Here is an 18,095-nt window from a genome sequence, read left to right on the forward strand (position 1 = left end):
CTAATCCTCCTCGGGCAGGCGGATCGTTGCCGTCCCAAATGCGACGAGGCCTTCGCGCCGCCCGGTGAAGCCCATCCGCTCCGAAGTCGTCGCCTTGATCGCGACTTTGCTTGAGGGAATGCCGGCGATCGCCGCGATCTCGGCGCGGATGGCTTCGCGATGCGGGCCGACCTTCGGCGCTTCGCAGACGATTGTGAGGTCGAGGAAATCGATCCGCCCACCGCGCTCTCGAATGCGGGCCGCCGCGAAGGCGAGGAACTGGGCTGACGCCGCGCCGCGCCATTGCGGATCGCTCGGCGGGAAATGCGTGCCGATATCGCCGTCGGCGAGCGCGCCGAGCAAGGCGTCGGTCAGGGCATGGAGTGCGACATCGCCATCGGAATGGGCGATGACGCCCTGGTCGTGCCCGATCCGAACGCCGCCGAGCCAGACATGGTCGCCCGGTCCGAAGGCGTGGACGTCGTAGCCGGTGCCGACCCGGGTGACGAGCGCCTTGCCCGGATGGACAGCGGCCCGCAGGAAATCCGCCGCATGGGTCAGCTTCACATTGGCCGGGTCGCCCTGGAAGGTCGCGACCGGATGACCGGCCCATTCCATCAGGGCGGCATCGTCGGTGAAGCCGTGCAGCAAGGCAGCTTCCGCCGCCTCATGGGCCTCCAGCAGCGGCTTGAAGCGGAAGGCCTGCGGCGTCTGGACGGTGACCAGCTGGTCGCGCGGCGGCGTCTCGGCGACATGGCCGTCGGCGCTGGTGCGTTTCACGGTATCGGTTACCGGCAGGGCAGGGATGGCGGCGATCGCGCCGGCGCCGAGCCGGTGGATCGCGGCACTGATCTGTGCACGGGAGACGAAGGGACGGGCGGCGTCATGGACCAGCACGATGCCGTCGAAGCCCTCGCGGGCGAGCGCAAGCAGGCCGCGCCGCACCGAGGCCTGCCGTGTCGCGCCGCCCAATGTCGGAGCCACGAGCCGGGCGCTGTCGATCCCGGCCATGGCATTGGCATAACGCACCTCGTCGCCTTCGCCGATCACGATGGCGATGCGCTCGATCGCCGGCTCCGCCAGGAAAGGCATCAGCGCGTGGGCGAGCACAGGGCGGCCCTCGACCAGCCGGTACTGCTTCGGCTCACCTTCGCCGGCGCGCAGGCCACGGCCGGCCGCTACGAGCAGGGCGGCAACGGGCAGGGACGCATCGGAATGAGGGAGCACGGCGCTGGGTCCTGGCTGCAAGCGGGTCATGGGCGCATGCCATAGCCAATTCTGTAGCGCTGGGGCAGGGGGTGCGACGATGTTGCATTGCAACATCAACTTATGGGCGCTTGCGCTCGCGCAGCATTGTCCAATAAATATGCATGTAGAGAAATGCCTTAAAAGCAGGCTGAAGCTTTGGACATCGCAGGTATCCCGATCGCGTCCCGCGCCTTCCTGGCGCCGATGTCGGGCGTGACAGACATCGTCATGCGCCGCCTGGCGGCCCGCAGCCATGCCGGAATCGTGGTGTCGGAGATGGTCGCGTCCGACGAGTTCGTGCGCGGGAGCGAAGAAGCGCGCATTCGCGCCGAGGGCGAGGGCGTCTCGCCGCATGTCGTCCAGCTCGCCGGCTGCGACCCGTACTGGATGGGGGAGGCAGCCCGGCTGGCCGAAGCCAATGGCGCCGATATCGTCGACATCAACATGGGCTGCCCGGCCAAGAAGGTAACGGGCGGTTGGGCCGGTTCCGCCTTGATGCGCGATCTCGACCATGCGATCGCGTTGGTCGAGGCGGCCGTTGCTGCCACGACTGTGCCGGTGACGGTCAAGATGCGCCTCGGCTGGGACGATGCCTCCCGTAATGCGCCGGAGCTCGCGCGACGGGCCGTCGATGCGGGTGCGCGGATGATCACGGTCCATGGCCGCACGCGCCAGCAGTTCTACAAGGGCACGGCGGACTGGCGGGGAATCGCAGCGGTGCGTGCCGCCGGCGACTTCCCCCTGGTGGCCAATGGCGACATCCACGATGTCGCGGATGCGCGAGCCTGCCTTGAGCAATCAGGCGCCGATTTCGTCATGGTCGGTCGTGCCGCGCTTGGCCGGCCCTGGCTGGTCGGCGAGATCGGCGCAGCGCTCGACGGGCGTGAATTCCGGCCGCTGACTTTGGCCGAGAAGCTCGCGCTGGCCTGCGAGCATTACGAGGGCCTGCTGGCCCTGATCGGCGTCGCGCATGGTGTTCGTCACGCCCGCAAGCATCTGGCGGCCTATGCGGATGACGCCGTGACCGATGGCTGCGAGCCCGATGCGGACCTGCGCCGCAGCCTGCTGACATCTGACGAACCCCGGAAGGTCCTGGCGGCCCTCTCGGGACTGTTTTCGACCGACCGCAGCCGCGCAGCGGCCTGACGCGGAGAGGATGAGCCGATGACGGCGATGTTTGCCGACAAGGGCCTTGGAAGCCGCAGCGCCTACCTGCTCGATCCGATCGAGGTTCAGGCGCTGAATGTGCTGCCCATGCCGGTGCTGGTGATCGGCGAGAGCCATGCGGTGCTCTACGCCAATACGGCAGCCGAAGATTTCTTCCAGTCAAGTGCCGCCCTGCTGAAGCGCCAGCGCATCGACGATCTCATCGCCTTCGGCTCGCCGGTGCTTGGGCTGATCGAGGAGGTGCAGCGCCGTGGCGCCAGCGTCAGCGAATACCGCCTCGATCTCGGCACGCCCCGCCTCGGAACCGATCACATCGTCGATGTCTTTGCCTCTCCCTTGCCCAGTCAGGGCGATGCAGTCGTGCTGATGCTGCAAGAACGGACAATTGCCGAAAAAATGGACAGGCAATTGACGCATCGCGGGGCAGCCCGCTCGATCACCGCGCTCGGCGCGATGCTGGCCCATGAGATCAAGAATCCGCTTTCCGGCATCCGCGGTGCGGCGCAGCTGCTCGAAGGCTCGATTGGCGACGAGGATCGGATGCTGACGCAGCTGATCTGCGACGAGACCGACCGGATCGTGAAGCTGGTCGAGCGCGTCGAATTGTTCGGCGACGAGCGGCCGAGCGAGCGCGACGCGGTCAATGTCCATGACGTGCTCGACCATGTGAAGCGCCTCGCCCAGTCCGGCTTCGCCCGGCATATCCGCTTCACCGAGACCTACGATCCCTCGCTTCCGCCGGTCGCCGGCAATCGCGACCAGCTCGTCCAGGTGCTGCTGAACCTCGTCAAGAATGCTGCCGAGGCGATCGGCGAGGGCGCTATCGACGGCGAGATCACCCTGACGACCGCCTATCGCCCGGGCATCCGCCTGCAGGTGCCCGGCTCCTCGGAACGCATCGCGCTGCCGCTTGAAATCGCAGTGCGCGACAACGGGCCCGGCGTGCCTCCAGATCTGGTGCAGCACCTGTTCGATCCCTTCGTCACGACCAAGGCCCAGGGAAGTGGCCTTGGACTTGCACTTGTCGCCAAGGTGATCGGCGATCACGGCGGAATCGTCGAATGCGAGTCCGTTCCGCGCCGGACGCATTTCAGGATCCTCCTGCCCCTGCACCAGCTCAGGTCGGGGCAGGCAACGTAAAGGCCTCAAGCAACACATGCCGACCGGTCACATCCTCGTCGCCGACGACGACGCCGCGATCCGCACCGTCCTCAACCAGGCGCTCGCCCGTGCGGGCTATGAGGTCAGGACCACGGGCCAGGCTGCCACGCTCTGGACCTGGGCTGCCCAGGGACTGGGCGATCTGATCATCACCGACGTGGTGATGCCGGATGGCAACGCCTTCGACCTGCTGCCGCGCATCAAGCGGGTGCGGCCCGAGCTGCCGATCATCGTGATGAGCGCGCAGAACACCTTCATGACGGCGATCAAGGCCTCCGAGCGCGGCGCCTACGAATATCTGCCCAAGCCCTTCGACCTGAAGGAGCTCGTCGCCATCGTCGGCCGCGCGATGTCTCGCCCCCGTGGCGAGGCGGCGCGCGGGCACGCGGCCGAGCCTGAGGATATCCCGCTGATCGGCCGCTCGCCGGCGATGCAGGACGTCTATCGTGCGCTCGCCCGCCTGATGCCGATCGACCTGACCGTGATGATCAACGGCGAATCCGGCACCGGCAAGGAGCTGGTCGCCCGCGCGCTGCACGACTATGGCAAGCGCAAGAACGGCCCCTTCGTCGCGATCAACATGGCGGCGATCCCGAAGGACCTGATCGAGTCGGAGCTGTTCGGCCATGAGAAGGGCGCCTTTACCGGGGCACTCACCCGCTCGTCCGGCCGCTTCGAGCAGGCGGAGGGCGGCACGCTCTTCCTCGACGAGATCGGCGACATGCCGATGGAGGCGCAGACGCGCCTCCTGCGCGTCCTCCAGCAGGGCGAATACACCACGGTCGGCGGGCGCACCCCGATCAAGACCAATGTCCGCATCGTCGCCGCGACCAACAAGGACCTGCGCATCTCGATCGCGCAGGGCCTGTTCCGCGAGGATCTGTTCTTCCGCCTGAACGTTGTGCCGATCCGCCTGCCACCCCTGCGCGAGCGCATCGAGGACATTCCCGACCTCGTCCGCCACTTCTTCACGCTGGTCGAGAAGGAGGGGCTGCCGCGCAAGCAGGTCGATTCGGAAGCGATGGACGTGATGCGGCAGTATCGCTGGCCGGGTAACGTCCGCGAGCTGGAGAATCTCGTCCGGCGTCTGGCTGCGCTCTACCCGCAGGAGACGATCACCGCGCCGATCATCGAGGCCGAGCTGCAGCCGGCAGCGGTGGGGGCAGGCTTTATCAGCAGCACTGCAACGCCGGAGCGCGCCGAGACCCTGTCCGGCTCCGTCGAGCGCCATCTCGGCCAGTATTTCGGCGGATTCGGCGACAATATCCCGCCGCCGGGCCTCTACCACCGTATCCTGCGCGAGATCGAGCCGCCTTTGATCGCCGCGGCATTGGCCGCCACGCGTGGCAACCAGATTCGCGCGGCGGAGCTGCTCGGCCTCAACCGCAACACCTTGCGCAAGAAGATTCGCGAGCTCGACATGCAGGTGGTGCGCTCGCCCCGCTAGAAGGGTGGCTTCACCGCCTTGTGAATGTCATATTTTGACAACACCGTTGCGGCGGCGCATCAGTGGCGCCCTGCAGGCATGATCGGTTCGCGGTCCCTGCCATATCGGAGTTGTCGGGAAACGTGTCCGCTTCTGTCAACGAAGCCAGAATGATGCCGCGCGGCGAGGAGAAGTCCCGCCGCGTCTCGGGCTGGGTCGGCGGGATCGTCGTCGCGCTGGCACTGATCTCGGCCTTGCTCACCTTCCTCGTGCTGTCCGGTGCGACGCCGATCGTGCCGGTCCACGAGGTCGTGGTCGGCGTCTTCGTGCTCAACGCGCTCCTGATCCTGCTGCTCGTGGTCATCGTCGCCGTCGAGGCAGCGGTCCTGATCCGCGCCCGCAAGGCGGGGGCGGCGGCGGCAGGGCTTCATGTCCGTATCGTCGGCCTGTTCAGTATCATCGCGGCCCTTCCGGCGGTCCTCGTCGCCATCATCGCCACCGTCACGATCGAGCGCGGGCTGGAACCGTGGTTCTCGGACCGGATGCGCGATGCGGTCTTCAAGTCGGTCGAGGTCGCCGATGCCTATGCCGCCAGCCAGTGCCGCTCTCTCGGACGCGAGATCCGCGTGCTGGCCGACGACCTGAGCCGGGCCAAGCCCGCCTTCGACGTCGATCGCAAATGGTTCGAGAACTTCCTGACGACGCGCGCGACCGCGCTCGGCGTCCCCGTCGCCGCGATCATGCAGCCGCCGGACAAGATCGTGGTGCGCGCCAATATCAACGTGCTGCGCGACCCGCCCATGCCGGATCAGGCCGCCTTCGACGACGCGCGCTCCGCCCCAGAGCCGATCTGCGTCATCCCGCGGACGGGCACGGTATTCGGCGCCGTGATGAAGCTGCCGGCCTATGACAACAGCTTCCTGCACGTCGCGCGCGAGGTCGATCCGCTGGCCGTCGAGTTCCCCTCGGTCGCGCGCGGAGCGGCGGTCGAGTACCTCTCCATCGACGCGCGCCGGAAGGGCGTGCAGATCGCCTTCGCCTCGATGTACGGCCTGATCGCGCTGATCCTGCTGCTCTCCGCGATCTGGCTGGGCCTGAGCTTCGCCAACGGCCTCGTCGCGCCGATCCGCCGGATGATCGACGCGACGGACCAGGTCTCGAGCGGAAACTTCTACGTCCAGGTGCCAATCCGGCGAGCGGAGGGCGACCTTGCCCATCTCGGCGAGACCTTCAACAAGATGACAGCGGAGCTGCGCCGCCAGCGCGACAGCCTGGTCACGGCGAGCGAGGTCATCGACCGGCGCCGGCGCTTCACCGAGACGGTCCTGTCCGGCGTCTCCTCCGGCGTGCTCAGCCTCGACAGCGACGGCCATATCACCACGATCAACCGCTCGGCCGAAAGCTTGCTCGGCACCGGCGGGCGGCTGCTCGGCAAACCCATTGCCGAAGCTGCGCCGGAAGTGGCCGGCTTCGTCGCGGAAGCCCTGCAGAACCGGCAGCGCCAGAGCTCGGGCCAGGTCGCCTTCACGCGCGCCGGCCAGGACCGGATGGTCAATATCCGCGCCGTCAGGGAAGGCGAGGGGATCGGGGCCGGGCTCGTGGTGACGCTCGACGACATCACCGATCTCGTCTCGGCCCAGCGCACGGCCGCCTGGGCCGACGTCGCCCGCCGTATCGCGCATGAGATCAAGAACCCGCTGACGCCGATCCAGCTCTCGGCCGAGCGCATCAAGCGCCGCTTCGGCCGCGTCATCACCGAGGGCAAGGACGTCTTCGACCAGTGCACCGACACGATCGTGCGGCAGGTCGAGGATATCCGCCGCATGGTCGACGAGTTCTCCTCCTTCGCCCGCATGCCGAAGCCGTCGCTCGCCCGTGAGGATATCGTCGAGACGGTCCGGCAGATCATCTTCCTCTGGCGGGTCGGCAACCCCCAGACGACGATCGCCGAGGTCTTGCCGGCCGAAGCCGTGCCGGCGCGCTTCGACCGGCGCCTGATCTCGCAGGCGCTGACCAACGTCATCAAGAACGCGACCGAGGCGATCGAGGCCGTGCCGGCGGAGGAGCGCGGGCAGGGCCGGATCGATGTCCAGATGGCGCGCCTGGACGACGGCCGGATCGTCATCGACATCATCGACAACGGCAAAGGCCTGCCCGCGGACCAGCGGCAGAAGCTGCTCGAGCCCTATATGACGACGCGCGAAGGCGGCACGGGCTTGGGCCTCGCCATCGTCGGCAAGATCCTGGAGGACCATGGCGGCGGCATCGAATTGCTCGACCGACCGGATGCCGCCAGCGGTGCAAGGGGTGCGCGCATCCGCCTCTGGTTCCCCGAGACAGGTCCGGCGCAGGACCCTGAGGGCGGCGATGCGGCCGCCCGGCCGGATGACGGCACGCGCAACACGGATGATTCAAAGAATGGGATACGCCTATGAGCGCTGACATCCTGGTAGTGGACGACGAAGTCGATATCCGCGATCTGGTCGCCGGCCTGCTGGAGGACGAGGGTTACCGGACCCGCAAGGCGGGCTCCGCCGACGAGGCGCTGGCCGCGATCGCATCGCGCCGGCCGAACCTCGTCTTCCTCGACATCTGGCTGCAAGGTAGCCGGCTCGACGGCCTGCAGGTCCTGGAGCTGATCAAGGAAAACCACCCCGATCTCGCGGTGGTGATGATCTCCGGCCACGGCAACATCGAGACGGCGGTCTCGGCGATCAAGAGCGGCGCCTACGACTTCATCGAGAAGCCGTTCAAGGCCGACCGGCTGGTGCTGGTCGCCGAGCGGGCGCTGGAAGCCTCGCGCCTGCGCCGCGAGGTCCGCGAGCTCAAGACCCGCTCGGTGCAGGCAGACCGCATCGTTGGCCGCACCACGGTCGTCAACCAGCTCCGCCAGACGATCGAGCGCGTCGCGCCGACCAATGCGCGCGTTCTGATCACCGGCGAGCCCGGCTGCGGCAAGGAGCTCGCGGCGCGTACGCTGCACACCGCCTCGACCCGGTCGAGCGGACCTTTCGTCGTCATCAACGCGGCGACGATCACGCCCGAGACGATGGAGGAGGAGCTGTTCGGCATCGAGGGCGGCGACGGGCGCGGGCGCCGGATCGGCGCGCTCGAGGAGGCCCATGGCGGCTCGCTCTATATCGACGAGATCGGCGACATGCCGCGCGAGACGCAGAACCGCATCCTGCGCGTGCTGGTCGACCAGAACTTCCAGCGCGTCGGCGGCGCGACCCGCGTCCATGTCGATGTCCGCGTCATCTCCTCGTCGAGCCGTGACCTGGCCCAACTCATCGCCGACGGGCATTTCCGCGAGGACCTCTATCACCGCCTCAGCGTCGTGCCGATCAAGGTGCCGCCGCTGTCGGAGCGGCGCGAGGACGTACCCGAGCTGATCGAGTTCTTCATGGATCAGATTTCGGTCGCCAGCGGCCTGCCGAAGCGCCAGATCGGCAGCGACGCCATGGCCGTGCTGCAATCGCATGAATGGCCCGGCAACATCCGCGAGCTGCGCAACAATGTCGAACGCCTGATGATCCTGACCAAGGGCGATCCGACGGCCGAGGTGACGATCGAGATGCTGCCGGCCGAGGTCGGCGCCATGGTGCCGACGACGCCATCAGGCTCCGGCGGCGAGCGCCTGATGAGCCTGCCGCTGCGCGACGCGCGCGAAATCTTCGAGCGCGAATACCTGATCGCGCAGATCGCGCGCTTCTCCGGCAATATCTCGCGCACGGCCGAGTTCATCGGCATGGAACGCTCGGCGCTGCACCGGAAGCTGAAGTCGCTCGGCGTCGGCTAGCAATGGAACCGAACACCTCGCCCTTTGACGGAAATCGTCCAAGGGCGAGGCGATTGCAGGCCGTCAGGCGCCCCACGCATGCCCATTTGCACGCTACGCAGGCGGCATGCGTCTAAAGTCGGCAATGCTGCACTTGCGTTGCGGGCGAAGACGACGATCTAATGGACCATCGGTGTTCCGACGCTGGTGGAATGCGCCGCCGGCCTGAAACGGAACGAATTGGATCGCTGGATTTTAATCCGATCGGCGATCCCAACAACAGGGACTACCCATGGCCGCCGAGCGGGCACAGAATCTCCAGGACACTTTCCTCAACCATGTGCGCAAGCAGAAGATTCCGCTGACGATCTTCCTCGTCAATGGCGTGAAGCTGCAGGGCGTCGTCACCTGGTTCGACAATTTCTGCGTGCTGCTGCGCCGTGACGGTCACTCGCAGCTCGTCTACAAGCATGCGATCTCGACCATCATGCCCGGCCACCCGGTGCAATTGTTCGAGCCCGAGGAAACGGACAAGAACTGATTTGGCGACAAGCCACAAGGACGACAAGGATCGAGCGGCCACGCGCGTCACAGGCGCGAAGCCGCTCGACGAGATCGAACGCGACATCGCGGCGAATACGCGCGCCTTCGTCGTGGGACCCTACCTGCAGAAGCGCGGCGTCGCGGTCGATGCCAATCAGCGTTCCTTCGCGGCGCGGCTGGACGAGGCTGTCGGGCTCGCGGCCGCGATCGACCTGACCGTCGTCGAGCCGGTGCAGGTGCTGCTGACCGCCTTGCGCCCTGCGACCTATCTCGGCAAGGGCAAGGTCGAGGAGCTGGCCGAGCGCATCAAGATCGAGGAAATCGGGCTCGTCGTGATGGACTGCGCGCTATCGCCGGTCCAGCAGCGCAATCTCGAAAAGGCTTTCGGCTGCAAGGTCATCGACCGCACCGGCCTCATCCTCGAAATCTTCGGCCGGCGCGCCCGCACCAAGGAAGGCGCGCTCCAGGTCGAGCTTGCGCATCTCAATTACCAGAAGAGCCGGTTGGTGCGGTCCTGGACCCACCTTGAACGCCAGCGCGGCGGCTTCGGCTTCCTCGGTGGCCCCGGCGAGACCCAGATCGAGGCCGACCGGCGCATCATCCAGGAGCGGATGACGAAGATCGAGCGTGATCTGGAGAGCGTGAAGCGTACGCGCTCGCTGCATCGCGCCAGCCGGAAACGCGTGCCTTATCCGATCGTTGCGCTGGTCGGCTATACTAATGCCGGCAAGTCGACGCTGTTCAACCGGCTGACCTCGGCCGAGGTGCTGGCGCAGGACATGCTCTTCGCCACGCTCGACCCGACAGCACGCGCGATCAAGCTGCCGCATGGCGCCCGGATCATGCTCTCTGACACGGTCGGCTTCATTTCCGACCTGCCGACGCAGCTCGTCGCCGCCTTCCGCGCCACGCTGGAGGATGCGATCGAAGCCGATGTCCTGCTGCATGTCCGCGACGTCGCGCATGAGGATACTCAGGCGCAGGCCGCCGACGTGCAGGCGATCCTGCGCGATCTCGGTATCAATCCGGACGATGGCCAGCGCGTCATCGAGGTCTGGAACAAGGCCGACCTGCTTGACCCCGCCGAACGCGAGCGCCAGCTCGGCATCGCGACACTGAGGCCCGATGGCTCGCGCCCGGTGCTGGTCTCGGCGCTGACCGGGGAAGGCATCGAGCGGCTGACGCGCGCGATCGAAACCCGCATCGCGCATAGCCGCCCGGTCTACACGCTTGATCTCGCTCCCGGAGACGGCAAGTCGCTCGCCTGGCTGCATGCCAATGGCGAGATCCTCCAGCGCGAGGATGGCGAGGATGGCGGGCTGAAGCTCGTCGTGCGCCTGCCGCTGGAGCGGGAAGGGGCGTTCACGGCGCGTTTCCCCCAGGCTGAGCGGCAGGGGTAGGCTCGCTGTCGTTCATGCCCGTCATTCTCGGGCGGAGCGAAGCGCAGACCCGAGAAGCTCTATCCGCGAAGCGCGCCCTTTCGTTTCCGAGATGGTCGGATCAAGCCCGACCATGACGACTGTTACGAGCCGCCGCTCTTCTCTCGCTTCTTCACGGCCTGCCAGAGCGCTTCCATCTCGTCGAGACTGGCATCCTTCGCAGCCCGGCCTTGTGCCTCCAATGCCTCCTCGATCGCCTTGAAGCGGCGCTCGAACTTGGCGTTGGCTGCGGCGAGGCAACCTTCCGGATCGGCATCGGCATGGCGGGCGAGATTGGCGACGACGAAGAGCAGGTCGCCGATCTCCTCATGGATCGCGGCCTTGTCGCCGCCGGCGAGCGCCTCGTCGATCTCCGCCGTTTCCTCGCGGATCTTGTCGAGCACGAGGCGGGCATCGTTCCAGTCGAAGCCGACGGTCGAGGCGCGGGCCTGCAATTTCCAGGCGCGGGTGAGGGCGGGCAAGGTATGCGGCACGCCGGCGAGCACGCCGCGCTCCTCCGTCTGCGGCGGCAGCCCGGCCGCTTCACGCGCCGCCGCCTTGGCAGCCTTCTCCTCAGCCTTGATCCGGTGCCAGAGCACCTTCACCTCGGATGGCGAGAGATTACGTGCATCACCGAAGACATGCGGATGCCGGCGGATCAGCTTGGTGGTGATCGCCTCGACCACGTCGGGAAAGGCGAAGGAGCCTTCCTCCTCGGCCATGCGGGCGTGAAACGCGACCTGCAGGAGCAGATCACCAAGCTCGTCCTTGAGGTCGAGTTTGTCGCCGCGGGCGATCGCGTCGGCGACCTCGTAGGCTTCCTCGACGGTATAGGGCGCGACCGAGGCGAAATCCTGCTCCAGGTCCCAGGGGCAGCCGGTTTCCGGCGTGCGCAGCGCGGCCATGATCGCGATCAGGCCGTCAATGTCGCGAGAGGGCTTCAACGCTGCATGTCTCCGTGATGTCAGGCGGAGCATTGCGCGAAAGGGGAAACCGGTTTTCGCTGAGGCAATGCGCAAAACTTTGATAATCCTCCTCCCATGATTCAAGCCACCCCGTCCATCGCGATCGACGAGAGCGAGATCGAGGAGAGTTTCGTGCGCGCCTCCGGTCCGGGCGGCCAGCACGTCAACAAGGTCTCAAGCGCGGTGCAAATCCGCTTCGACGTGCGCCGCTCGCCGTCGCTGCCGAACGATGTCGCGATCCGGCTGATGAAACTCGCCGGCAGCAAGCTGACGCAGGAGGGCATCATCGTCATCGTCGCGCAGACGCATCGCAGCCAGAAGCGCAATCGCGAGGAGGCGGTGGAACGCCTGCTGGAACTGATCCGGGCCGCCGCCGTGCGCCCGCAGGTAAGGCGGGCGACGAAGCCAACCAAGGCCTCGAAGGAGCGTCGGCTCGCGTCCAAGGAGAAGCGCTCCGGCGTCAAGGCCGGCCGGCAGAGGCCGGCTTCTGACTGACATGGCGGATGAAGACGACAGGCAAGGGCAGGGCGCACGCACCGTCCGGGCACCGCGCCGGATCACGCCCGCTTATCTCCAGCGCGCGGCGATGCATTATCTCGAGCGCTATTCGGCGCCGGCCGCGCAATTGCGCCGGGTACTGGCGCGCAAGATCGCCCTGAGCTGCCGCCACCACGGCGACGACCCGGCTGCCCATGCCCAGGCTCTCGATGAGGTCGTGGCGCGCTGTATCGCCTCTGGACTGGTCGACGACCAGCGTTTCGCCGAAGCGCGGGCTGCGACGCTCCGGCGCCGTGGCCGTTCGGCGCGGGCCGTCGCCGCGACGCTGACCGCGAAGGGCGTCGGCCGCGACCTTGCCCGGCAGGCCAGCAGCGTCAGCGAGGAGGAGGAACTGGCCGCGGCCCGTAAAGCCGCGCGGCGCAAACGGCTAGGCCCGTGGTCGCGCGGCGACCGGGCGGCGAGCCGCCAGAAGGATCTCGCAGCGCTGGCGCGCGCAGGCTTTTCGATCACCGTCGCCCGCGCCGTGATCGACGGTGCGGCAGACGACGACGCGAACGGCGACAGGCCGGCCTGACAGGGTGCGTACCGCTTCAGGTCGGGATGCAGCGCTGCCGGGCCGCATCCCATACCCCGTCCTGACAGGGCACGGTCGCGAAGTCGGTGAGGAGGCCCACCAGCACGAGCGCGGCAAAGGCGGCGAGCGCAATCGCCAGGCCGATGACGGCGAGCCTCATCATCTTCCATCCCGCCCGCATCAGGCCGCGCACTCAGGTCGATGCCGCGGGGGAAGGGCGCTCGCGGAGCCGCCAGCCTCACTCCAGCTTGACCTGCGCCTCCTTGACAACCTTGCCCCAGCGCTCGACCTCGGCCGTGACGAACTTGCTGAAATCATCACCGGCCAAGGTTGGGATCGGCGAGCCGCTCTTCTTCCAGACGGCGTCGATGGCGGGCGTCTTGAGTGCCTTCTGCACCTCGCCGCGCATCCGGGTCACGATCTCGGCAGGCGTGCCCTTCGGTGCCCAGAGCGCATACCAGGTCGAGACATCGTAGCCGTCGAGGCCGGCCTCCTTGGCCGTCGGCACGTCGGGAATGGCCTCGGAGCGCGTGGGGGCCGCAACCGCGAGAGCCCGCAGCGCACCGCTCTGGATCTGCGCGGCCGAGGAGCCGAGGCCGTCGAACAGCAGGTCGACCTGCCCCGCGACCGTGTCCTGCAAGGCAGGCCCGGCGCCGCGATAGGGCACATGGGTCAACTTGGTCTTCGTCGAGATCTGGAAAAGCTCGCCGGCGAGATGATGCGTCGTGCCGTTGCCGGCCGAGGCATAGTTCAGCTTTTCCGGATTCTTCCGGGCGAAATCGACCAGCTCCGCCACCGTCTTGGCCTGGACCTTGCCGGGATGGACGACGATGACCTGGGGCGGCTGGGCAATGACCGCGATCGGGATGAAATCGCTCTGGATATTGTAGTCGAGCTTCGGATAGAGCGCCGGCGCGATGGCGTGATGCGCCGCCCCGACGAAGAAGGTGTAGCCATCGGGCTTGGCCTTCGCCGCAGCCGACGCGCCGACCGTGCCGCCGGCGCCGCCGCGATTCTCGATGATGATGCGCTGGCCGAGCTGCTGGTCGACCTGGGCGGCGAGCGGTCTGGCGAAGGTGTCGGTGCCGCCCCCGGCCGGGAAGGGCACGATGAAGGTGATCGGCCGCTGTGGCCAGGTTTCGGCCAGTGCCGGCGCAGCCGCCAGCAGCGCGAAGGCTGCGGTCGCGAGGATCAGGTCTCGTTTCGTCGTCATATGGATGCTTCTCCCTTGATGCGGCGCTTGTCGGCCCCTGCCTTCGTGACGTGCAGGGTGCAGGAGAGCCGGAAAATCGGCGGGGCCGCTCGTCGGATTCAGGGCAAGCGCGGCCGCTTTGAACCGGATATGTGGAAGCATTCCCGACCCTGCACGGGCCGGGGCATCTTAGGATCGGAGACCGGGCGAAACCCGGCCTCCGAAGCAGGCAAGGCGCTCAGCTGCGATACCAGCTCGCCAGGTTCCAGGTCGTGACTTCCCAGCCCGAGATATCGGGCGTCAGGTTGTTGGCGGAGGCGCCGACAACCGTGCGCGACAGGACCGGGAGGATGACATTGGCCTCGCAGAAGATCTCGTTGACCTTGATCAGGAGCGCGGCGCGCTTGACCGGGTCGAGTTCCTTCTGCGCGGCCTTGTAGGCCTTGTCGGCTTCCGGATCGGACCAGCGCGAGACGTTGCGGCCGAGCCACTTGTTCTCCTTGCTGGCAATCTCCCAGGAGACGAGCTGGTTGAGGAAGCGCTCCGGATCGGGCTGCGGCTGCGTCGTGGTGTACATTTCCATGTCGCAATACAGCTTGGTGTAGGTGTCCGGGTTGGCGACATCGGACGAGAAATACACCGAGGCCGTCACCGACTTCAGCTCGAGGTCGATGCCGGCGCGCTGGCAGGCCTGCTTGATGATGGCCTGGGTCTTCTGGCGTGGAGCATTGATCGAGGTCTGGAAGACGTATTTGAGCTTCTTGCCGTCCTTCTCTCGGATGCCGTCGGCGCCCTTCTTCCAACCGGCGTCGTCGAGGATCTTGTTCGCCTTGTCGATGTTGAACTCATACTTGAGCTTGGTCGACTTGAACTGCTTGGGCTCGTTGACGAAGCTCGCCGTCGCGACGCCGCCGCGGCCGTAGATGAACTTCTCGATCGAATCGCGGTCGATCAGGAGGTTGATCGCCTGGCGCACGGCCGGGTCGCTGAGCGAGGGGTGCTTGGTCTTGACGCTGGAGCGCTCGCCATCGACCTCGGTCCACGGATCGGTCGTGTTCAGGATGATGAACTCGACGTCGCCGCCCTTCACCGCCACGACCTTGCCGCGCCCGCCGGCTTCCATGCGCTTGAGGACTTCGTCCTCGACCTGCAGGTTCCAGGCATAGTCGTATTCGCCGGTCTGGAGCACGGCGCGCGCCGCCGAGACCGCGTCGCCGCCGCCCTTGACCTCGAGCGTGTCGAACTGCGGCTTGTTCTTGACGTGATAGTCCTCGTTGCGCGCGGCCAGCACGATGTCGCCCGGCTTGAAGTCGACGAACTTGTAGGGGCCGGTGCCGACGGGCTTCAGGTTCGCCGGGGCCTCGCGGGACTTGGCACCCTTGTACTCGCCGAAATGATGCTTCGGGATGATCATCCCGGCGACGCCGACGAAGGGGTCGGCCCAGAACGGGGTCGCTTCCTTGAAGATCACCTTGATGGTGTGGCTGTCGATCTTCTCGACCTTGATATTGGCGTAGGAGCCGGTGGTGTAGGCGGCCGTCGCCGGATCGGCGGCATATTCCCAGGTGAAGACGGCGTCATCGGCCGTGAACGGCTTGCCATCATGCCATTTCACGTCCTTCTTCAGCTTCCAGGTCACTTCCTTGCCGTCGGCGGAGAGGCCGCCATTGGCCTTGCTCGGAATCTCCGCGGCGAGCTGCGGGATCAGGTTGCCTTCCTTGTCCCAGCCGGCGAGTGGTTCGAAGAAGATGCGCGAGGCGATCTGGTCCTTGGTCCCCGAGGCGAAATGCGGGTTCAGCAGCGTCGGAGCCTGCCAGAGCAGGATCTTGAGCGGTCCGCCGCCGCCGGCCTTGGTCGGCTTGTAGGGGTCGGCCGGCTGGGCCATCGCGACATCGTTCCAGGCAAGGATCTGGCTCGCCATTGGTGCCGTGATACCCACGGCAGCCATTCTCTGGATGAAGGATCGTCGCGATAGCGAACCGTGCTTCACACCCGCGACCAGGCCGCGGATTTCCTCTTCCTTCATGGGTTTTCCCTCCACCTTTTCAGAAAATCGGTGCCCCGGCATTCGATGCCGTGTTTTCGTTGGCGCGCCAGCAATGCATGGCCGGGCGCAGGCGTCCAGTCGGCGAATGGACGGAGCATGCCGGCAATGACGCCGATGCGCATCGCCGACGGACGTGGAGGCGGCCGGCAGGGCGCCCAACCGATCAAACATCGCTCCAGAACGCGGTTCTCTCGGAAGAATCGCCGCTTGCGCGCAATTTTACGTTCCGAATTGAACGCAATTTGAGAGTTCCCGGCCATTGCTGGCCCCGCGAACATATGGCTGCGGGGGTTCATGTTCACGCGATATCTCACCTTCCTTTTCCTGGTGGGCTTGAGCGCGCTCTTCTTCACGAGCGGGCGTTCGGCAACACGGAACGAAGAGGCCCGGAAGGGCCTGGCTCACGTCGTGACAATGGCAGAGCGAGAGGCCTTGCCCGATTCGGCCGAGGCTAACGACGGCTGAGCCGATCATCTCCTCGGACGCGCGAACTTACGCTTCGGGCGCGAGCTTTCGAAGCTGTCGCGCAGCCACCGCCTTCACGGCTTTCGTCATGGCGTCGAGCAGCCGCGTGTTCAATCGCGTGCGTTGCCAGTTCAGCGGCACTGCTATCCGGTGGAGCGGCAGCAATTCGACGAGCCGCCCCTCGGCGATCAGCGGCAAGGCCATGGTGATCGGCGCCATCGACCATCCCAGCCCCGCGAGCGTCAGCTCCAGCATTCCGTGGGTCGAGGGTGCCCAATGCGTCGGCGGCAACAGGGTCACGCCGCAGGCCTCCCGCATCCAGCGCGATTGCAATTCGTCGCGCCGGTCGAAACGCAGCATCGGTGCGGATTGCAGGCTCAGGCCGGCGACACCCTCCGCGAAATGGTCGGCATGGAACGCCGGGCTGGCAACGGCTGCATAATCCAGCGCGCCGAGCGGGTGGATCTTGCAACCGGCCACGGGCGCGAGATCGGCGCTGACCGCAGCCACCACCTCGCCGGTGCGAAGTCTCTCTGCGGTATGGGCTTCATCATCCAGGACCAGGTCCAACAGCGCGCCCGTGTCGGCGGTGAACTGCGCGGCCGCCTGCGGAAACCAGGTGCTGAGGCTGTCGGAATTGACTGCGACGCGCAGCGTCGGCGCTGTCTCGCCAGCCCCTGCCAAGCCCTGCAGATCATCCGAGATATCGGCTTCGAGCAACCTGACGCGCTCGATATGGGCATGGAGCTTGGCGCCGATCGGGGTCGGCAAGCAGGGCGTTCCGCGCGTCAGCAAGGTTGCGCCGAGGCGCTCTTCCAGTCCCTTCACACGCTGCGAGACGGCAGACGGCGTGACACCGAGGACCGACGCCGCCTTTTCGAAGCTGCCTTCGCGCAGGACGGCTGCCACCGCGGCAAGCGCCAGATAATCGAGCATTAGCCACCCTAATTCTGACTTAGAGAATGTAGTTAGACTACGCTGACCGGCTCGGGCATCAAGCGGCCATGAGCACGCTTTTTCTTCCCGCCTTCGCCAAGGGCTTTGCGCTTTCGGCCGGACTGATCATCGCCATCGGCGCCCAGAACATGTTCGTGCTCAGGCAGGGGCTCAAGCGGGAGCATGTCTGGCCGATCGTGCTGTTCTGCGCCGCGGCCGATGCGACGCTGATCGTCGCCGGCGTCAACGGGCTGGGCGCGTTGCTCTCCGCCGTGCCCGGTCTCTCCGTCGCGCTGAGCCTGGGCGGAGCCGTCTTCCTGATCTGGTATGGCTATGGCGCCTTGCGTCGTGCCATGGCCTCGTCGAGCCTGGTCGTCGAGCAGGAGGCGGGAATCTCGCTGGCCGCCGCTCTCGCCGGCACGGCCGCCTTCACGTTCCTCAACCCTCACGTCTACATCGATACGGTCATGCTGATGGGCGCGATCGGTGCGAGCCTGCCGGTGGACGAACGGCCCTGGTTCGTGATCGGCGGAGCGTCCGCGAGCTTCGCCTGGTTCGCCGCGCTCGGTTTCGGCGCCCGCTTCGTGGCTCCGGTCTTCTCCAGGCCCTCGGCCTGGCGTGTTCTGGATCTGCTCATCGCAATCATGATGGCCACTCTCGCCGTCAGCCTTCTGCGCAGCGCCTTCGTTACGTAATTG

The 18,095-nt window shown here is 66.6% G+C and carries 17 protein-coding genes; 10 read left to right on the forward strand and 7 right to left on the reverse strand.

Features of this window, described 5'->3' with window-relative positions:
* A complete protein-coding gene (locus AC3WMA_RS15325) occupies window positions 1-1,206 on the reverse strand; it encodes a bifunctional 2-C-methyl-D-erythritol 4-phosphate cytidylyltransferase/2-C-methyl-D-erythritol 2,4-cyclodiphosphate synthase (RefSeq protein WP_492286236.1) in 1,206 nt (401 codons plus the stop codon).
* 177 nt (window positions 1,207-1,383) lie between these two features.
* Between AC3WMA_RS15325 and dusB the strand changes: the two genes are divergently transcribed.
* The 7 genes from dusB to hflX all read left to right on the forward strand — a co-directional run bounded on the left by dusB (window position 1,384) and on the right by hflX (window position 10,702).
* Entirely contained in the window at window positions 1,384-2,373 is a 990-nt protein-coding gene (dusB, locus tag AC3WMA_RS15330) for a tRNA dihydrouridine synthase DusB (RefSeq protein WP_492286237.1), read from the forward strand.
* 27 nt (window positions 2,374-2,400) lie between these two features.
* Window positions 2,401-3,534 (forward strand): two-component system sensor histidine kinase NtrB, encoded by a 1,134-nt coding sequence (locus AC3WMA_RS15335; RefSeq protein ID WP_492286614.1) that lies wholly within the window; start codon window positions 2,401-2,403, stop codon window positions 3,532-3,534.
* A 16-nt stretch (window positions 3,535-3,550) separates the two neighbouring features.
* Window positions 3,551-5,002 carry a nitrogen regulation protein NR(I) gene (gene ntrC / locus AC3WMA_RS15340; RefSeq protein ID WP_492286238.1) on the forward strand — a complete coding sequence of 484 codons (1,452 nt, stop codon included), beginning with the start codon at window positions 3,551-3,553 and terminating at the stop codon, window positions 5,000-5,002.
* A gap of 122 nt (window positions 5,003-5,124) precedes the next feature.
* Window positions 5,125-7,416: a sensor histidine kinase NtrY-like gene (locus AC3WMA_RS15345; protein ID WP_492286239.1), complete on the forward strand. Its 2,292-nt coding sequence runs from the start codon at window positions 5,125-5,127 to the stop codon at window positions 7,414-7,416.
* Window positions 7,413-8,780, forward strand: coding sequence for a nitrogen assimilation response regulator NtrX (gene ntrX / locus AC3WMA_RS15350; RefSeq protein ID WP_492286240.1), 1,368 nt, complete (start codon window positions 7,413-7,415; stop codon window positions 8,778-8,780). Before AC3WMA_RS15345 ends, ntrX begins: the two co-directional genes overlap by 4 nt.
* A gap of 271 nt (window positions 8,781-9,051) precedes the next feature.
* On the forward strand, window positions 9,052-9,300 hold the full coding sequence (hfq, locus tag AC3WMA_RS15355; protein WP_038365847.1) for an RNA chaperone Hfq: 249 nt from the start codon (window positions 9,052-9,054) through the stop codon (window positions 9,298-9,300).
* A gap of 1 nt (window position 9,301) precedes the next feature.
* Complete coding sequence (gene hflX / locus AC3WMA_RS15360) at window positions 9,302-10,702, forward strand: GTPase HflX (protein ID WP_492286241.1); 1,401 nt, start codon at window positions 9,302-9,304, stop codon at window positions 10,700-10,702.
* A 122-nt stretch (window positions 10,703-10,824) separates the two neighbouring features.
* Here the strand turns inward: hflX and mazG are convergent, their stop codons facing one another.
* On the reverse strand, window positions 10,825-11,664 hold the full coding sequence (mazG, locus tag AC3WMA_RS15365; RefSeq protein WP_492286242.1) for a nucleoside triphosphate pyrophosphohydrolase: 840 nt from the start codon (window positions 11,662-11,664) through the stop codon (window positions 10,825-10,827).
* A gap of 96 nt (window positions 11,665-11,760) precedes the next feature.
* Between mazG and arfB the strand changes: the two genes are divergently transcribed.
* Complete coding sequence (gene arfB, locus AC3WMA_RS15370; protein ID WP_492286243.1) at window positions 11,761-12,180, forward strand: alternative ribosome rescue aminoacyl-tRNA hydrolase ArfB; 420 nt, start codon at window positions 11,761-11,763, stop codon at window positions 12,178-12,180.
* A gap of 1 nt (window position 12,181) precedes the next feature.
* On the forward strand, window positions 12,182-12,757 hold the full coding sequence (locus AC3WMA_RS15375) for a regulatory protein RecX (RefSeq protein WP_492286244.1): 576 nt from the start codon (window positions 12,182-12,184) through the stop codon (window positions 12,755-12,757).
* A gap of 16 nt (window positions 12,758-12,773) precedes the next feature.
* Here AC3WMA_RS15375 and AC3WMA_RS15380 read toward each other — a convergent pair whose 3' ends face one another.
* The 5 genes from AC3WMA_RS15380 to AC3WMA_RS15400 form a co-directional block, all read right to left on the reverse strand.
* Window positions 12,774-12,920, reverse strand: coding sequence for a hypothetical protein (locus AC3WMA_RS15380; RefSeq protein ID WP_492286245.1), 147 nt, complete (start codon window positions 12,918-12,920; stop codon window positions 12,774-12,776).
* 75 nt (window positions 12,921-12,995) lie between these two features.
* Window positions 12,996-13,970 (reverse strand): Bug family tripartite tricarboxylate transporter substrate binding protein, encoded by a 975-nt coding sequence (locus AC3WMA_RS15385; protein WP_492286246.1) that lies wholly within the window; start codon window positions 13,968-13,970, stop codon window positions 12,996-12,998.
* 217 nt (window positions 13,971-14,187) lie between these two features.
* Window positions 14,188-15,975, reverse strand: a complete 1,788-nt coding sequence (locus tag AC3WMA_RS15390) for a peptide ABC transporter substrate-binding protein (protein WP_492286247.1) — start codon at window positions 15,973-15,975, stop codon at window positions 14,188-14,190.
* Window positions 15,972-16,298 (reverse strand): hypothetical protein, encoded by a 327-nt coding sequence (locus tag AC3WMA_RS15395; protein WP_492286248.1) that lies wholly within the window; start codon window positions 16,296-16,298, stop codon window positions 15,972-15,974. The genes AC3WMA_RS15390 and AC3WMA_RS15395 overlap by 4 nt, the downstream gene beginning before the upstream one ends.
* 190 nt (window positions 16,299-16,488) lie before the next feature.
* The gene (locus AC3WMA_RS15400) at window positions 16,489-17,397 is read right to left on the reverse strand and encodes a LysR family transcriptional regulator ArgP (RefSeq protein ID WP_492286249.1); all 909 of its coding nucleotides are present in this window, start codon (window positions 17,395-17,397) and stop codon (window positions 16,489-16,491) included.
* A 68-nt stretch (window positions 17,398-17,465) separates the two neighbouring features.
* Here AC3WMA_RS15400 and AC3WMA_RS15405 point away from each other — a divergent pair, with 68 nt between their 5' ends.
* On the forward strand, window positions 17,466-18,092 hold the full coding sequence (locus AC3WMA_RS15405; protein WP_492286250.1) for a LysE/ArgO family amino acid transporter: 627 nt from the start codon (window positions 17,466-17,468) through the stop codon (window positions 18,090-18,092).
* Window positions 18,093-18,095 lie beyond the last annotated feature (3 nt).

The sequence above is a fragment of the Allobosea sp. FW305-C-101 genome (assembly GCF_058783685.1).

What these genes read in the sequence shown, in the direction of transcription:
- AC3WMA_RS15335 (WP_492286614.1), top strand. Translation starts at nt 2,401, where the DNA reads ATGTTTGCCGACAAGGGCCTTGGAAGCCGCAGCGCCTACCTGCTCGAT.
- ntrC (WP_492286238.1), top strand. Translation starts at nt 3,551, where the DNA reads ATGCCGACCGGTCACATCCTCGTCGCCGACGACGACGCCGCGATCCGC.
- ntrX (WP_492286240.1), top strand. Translation starts at nt 7,413, where the DNA reads ATGAGCGCTGACATCCTGGTAGTGGACGACGAAGTCGATATCCGCGAT.
- hfq (WP_038365847.1), top strand. Translation starts at nt 9,052, where the DNA reads ATGGCCGCCGAGCGGGCACAGAATCTCCAGGACACTTTCCTCAACCAT.
- arfB (WP_492286243.1), top strand. Translation starts at nt 11,761, where the DNA reads ATGATTCAAGCCACCCCGTCCATCGCGATCGACGAGAGCGAGATCGAG.
- AC3WMA_RS15375 (WP_492286244.1), top strand. Translation starts at nt 12,182, where the DNA reads ATGGCGGATGAAGACGACAGGCAAGGGCAGGGCGCACGCACCGTCCGG.
- AC3WMA_RS15380 (WP_492286245.1), bottom strand. Translation starts at nt 12,920, where the DNA reads ATGATGAGGCTCGCCGTCATCGGCCTGGCGATTGCGCTCGCCGCCTTT.
- AC3WMA_RS15385 (WP_492286246.1), bottom strand. Translation starts at nt 13,970, where the DNA reads ATGACGACGAAACGAGACCTGATCCTCGCGACCGCAGCCTTCGCGCTG.
- AC3WMA_RS15390 (WP_492286247.1), bottom strand. Translation starts at nt 15,975, where the DNA reads ATGAAGGAAGAGGAAATCCGCGGCCTGGTCGCGGGTGTGAAGCACGGT.
- AC3WMA_RS15400 (WP_492286249.1), bottom strand. Translation starts at nt 17,397, where the DNA reads ATGCTCGATTATCTGGCGCTTGCCGCGGTGGCAGCCGTCCTGCGCGAA.
- AC3WMA_RS15405 (WP_492286250.1), top strand. Translation starts at nt 17,466, where the DNA reads ATGAGCACGCTTTTTCTTCCCGCCTTCGCCAAGGGCTTTGCGCTTTCG.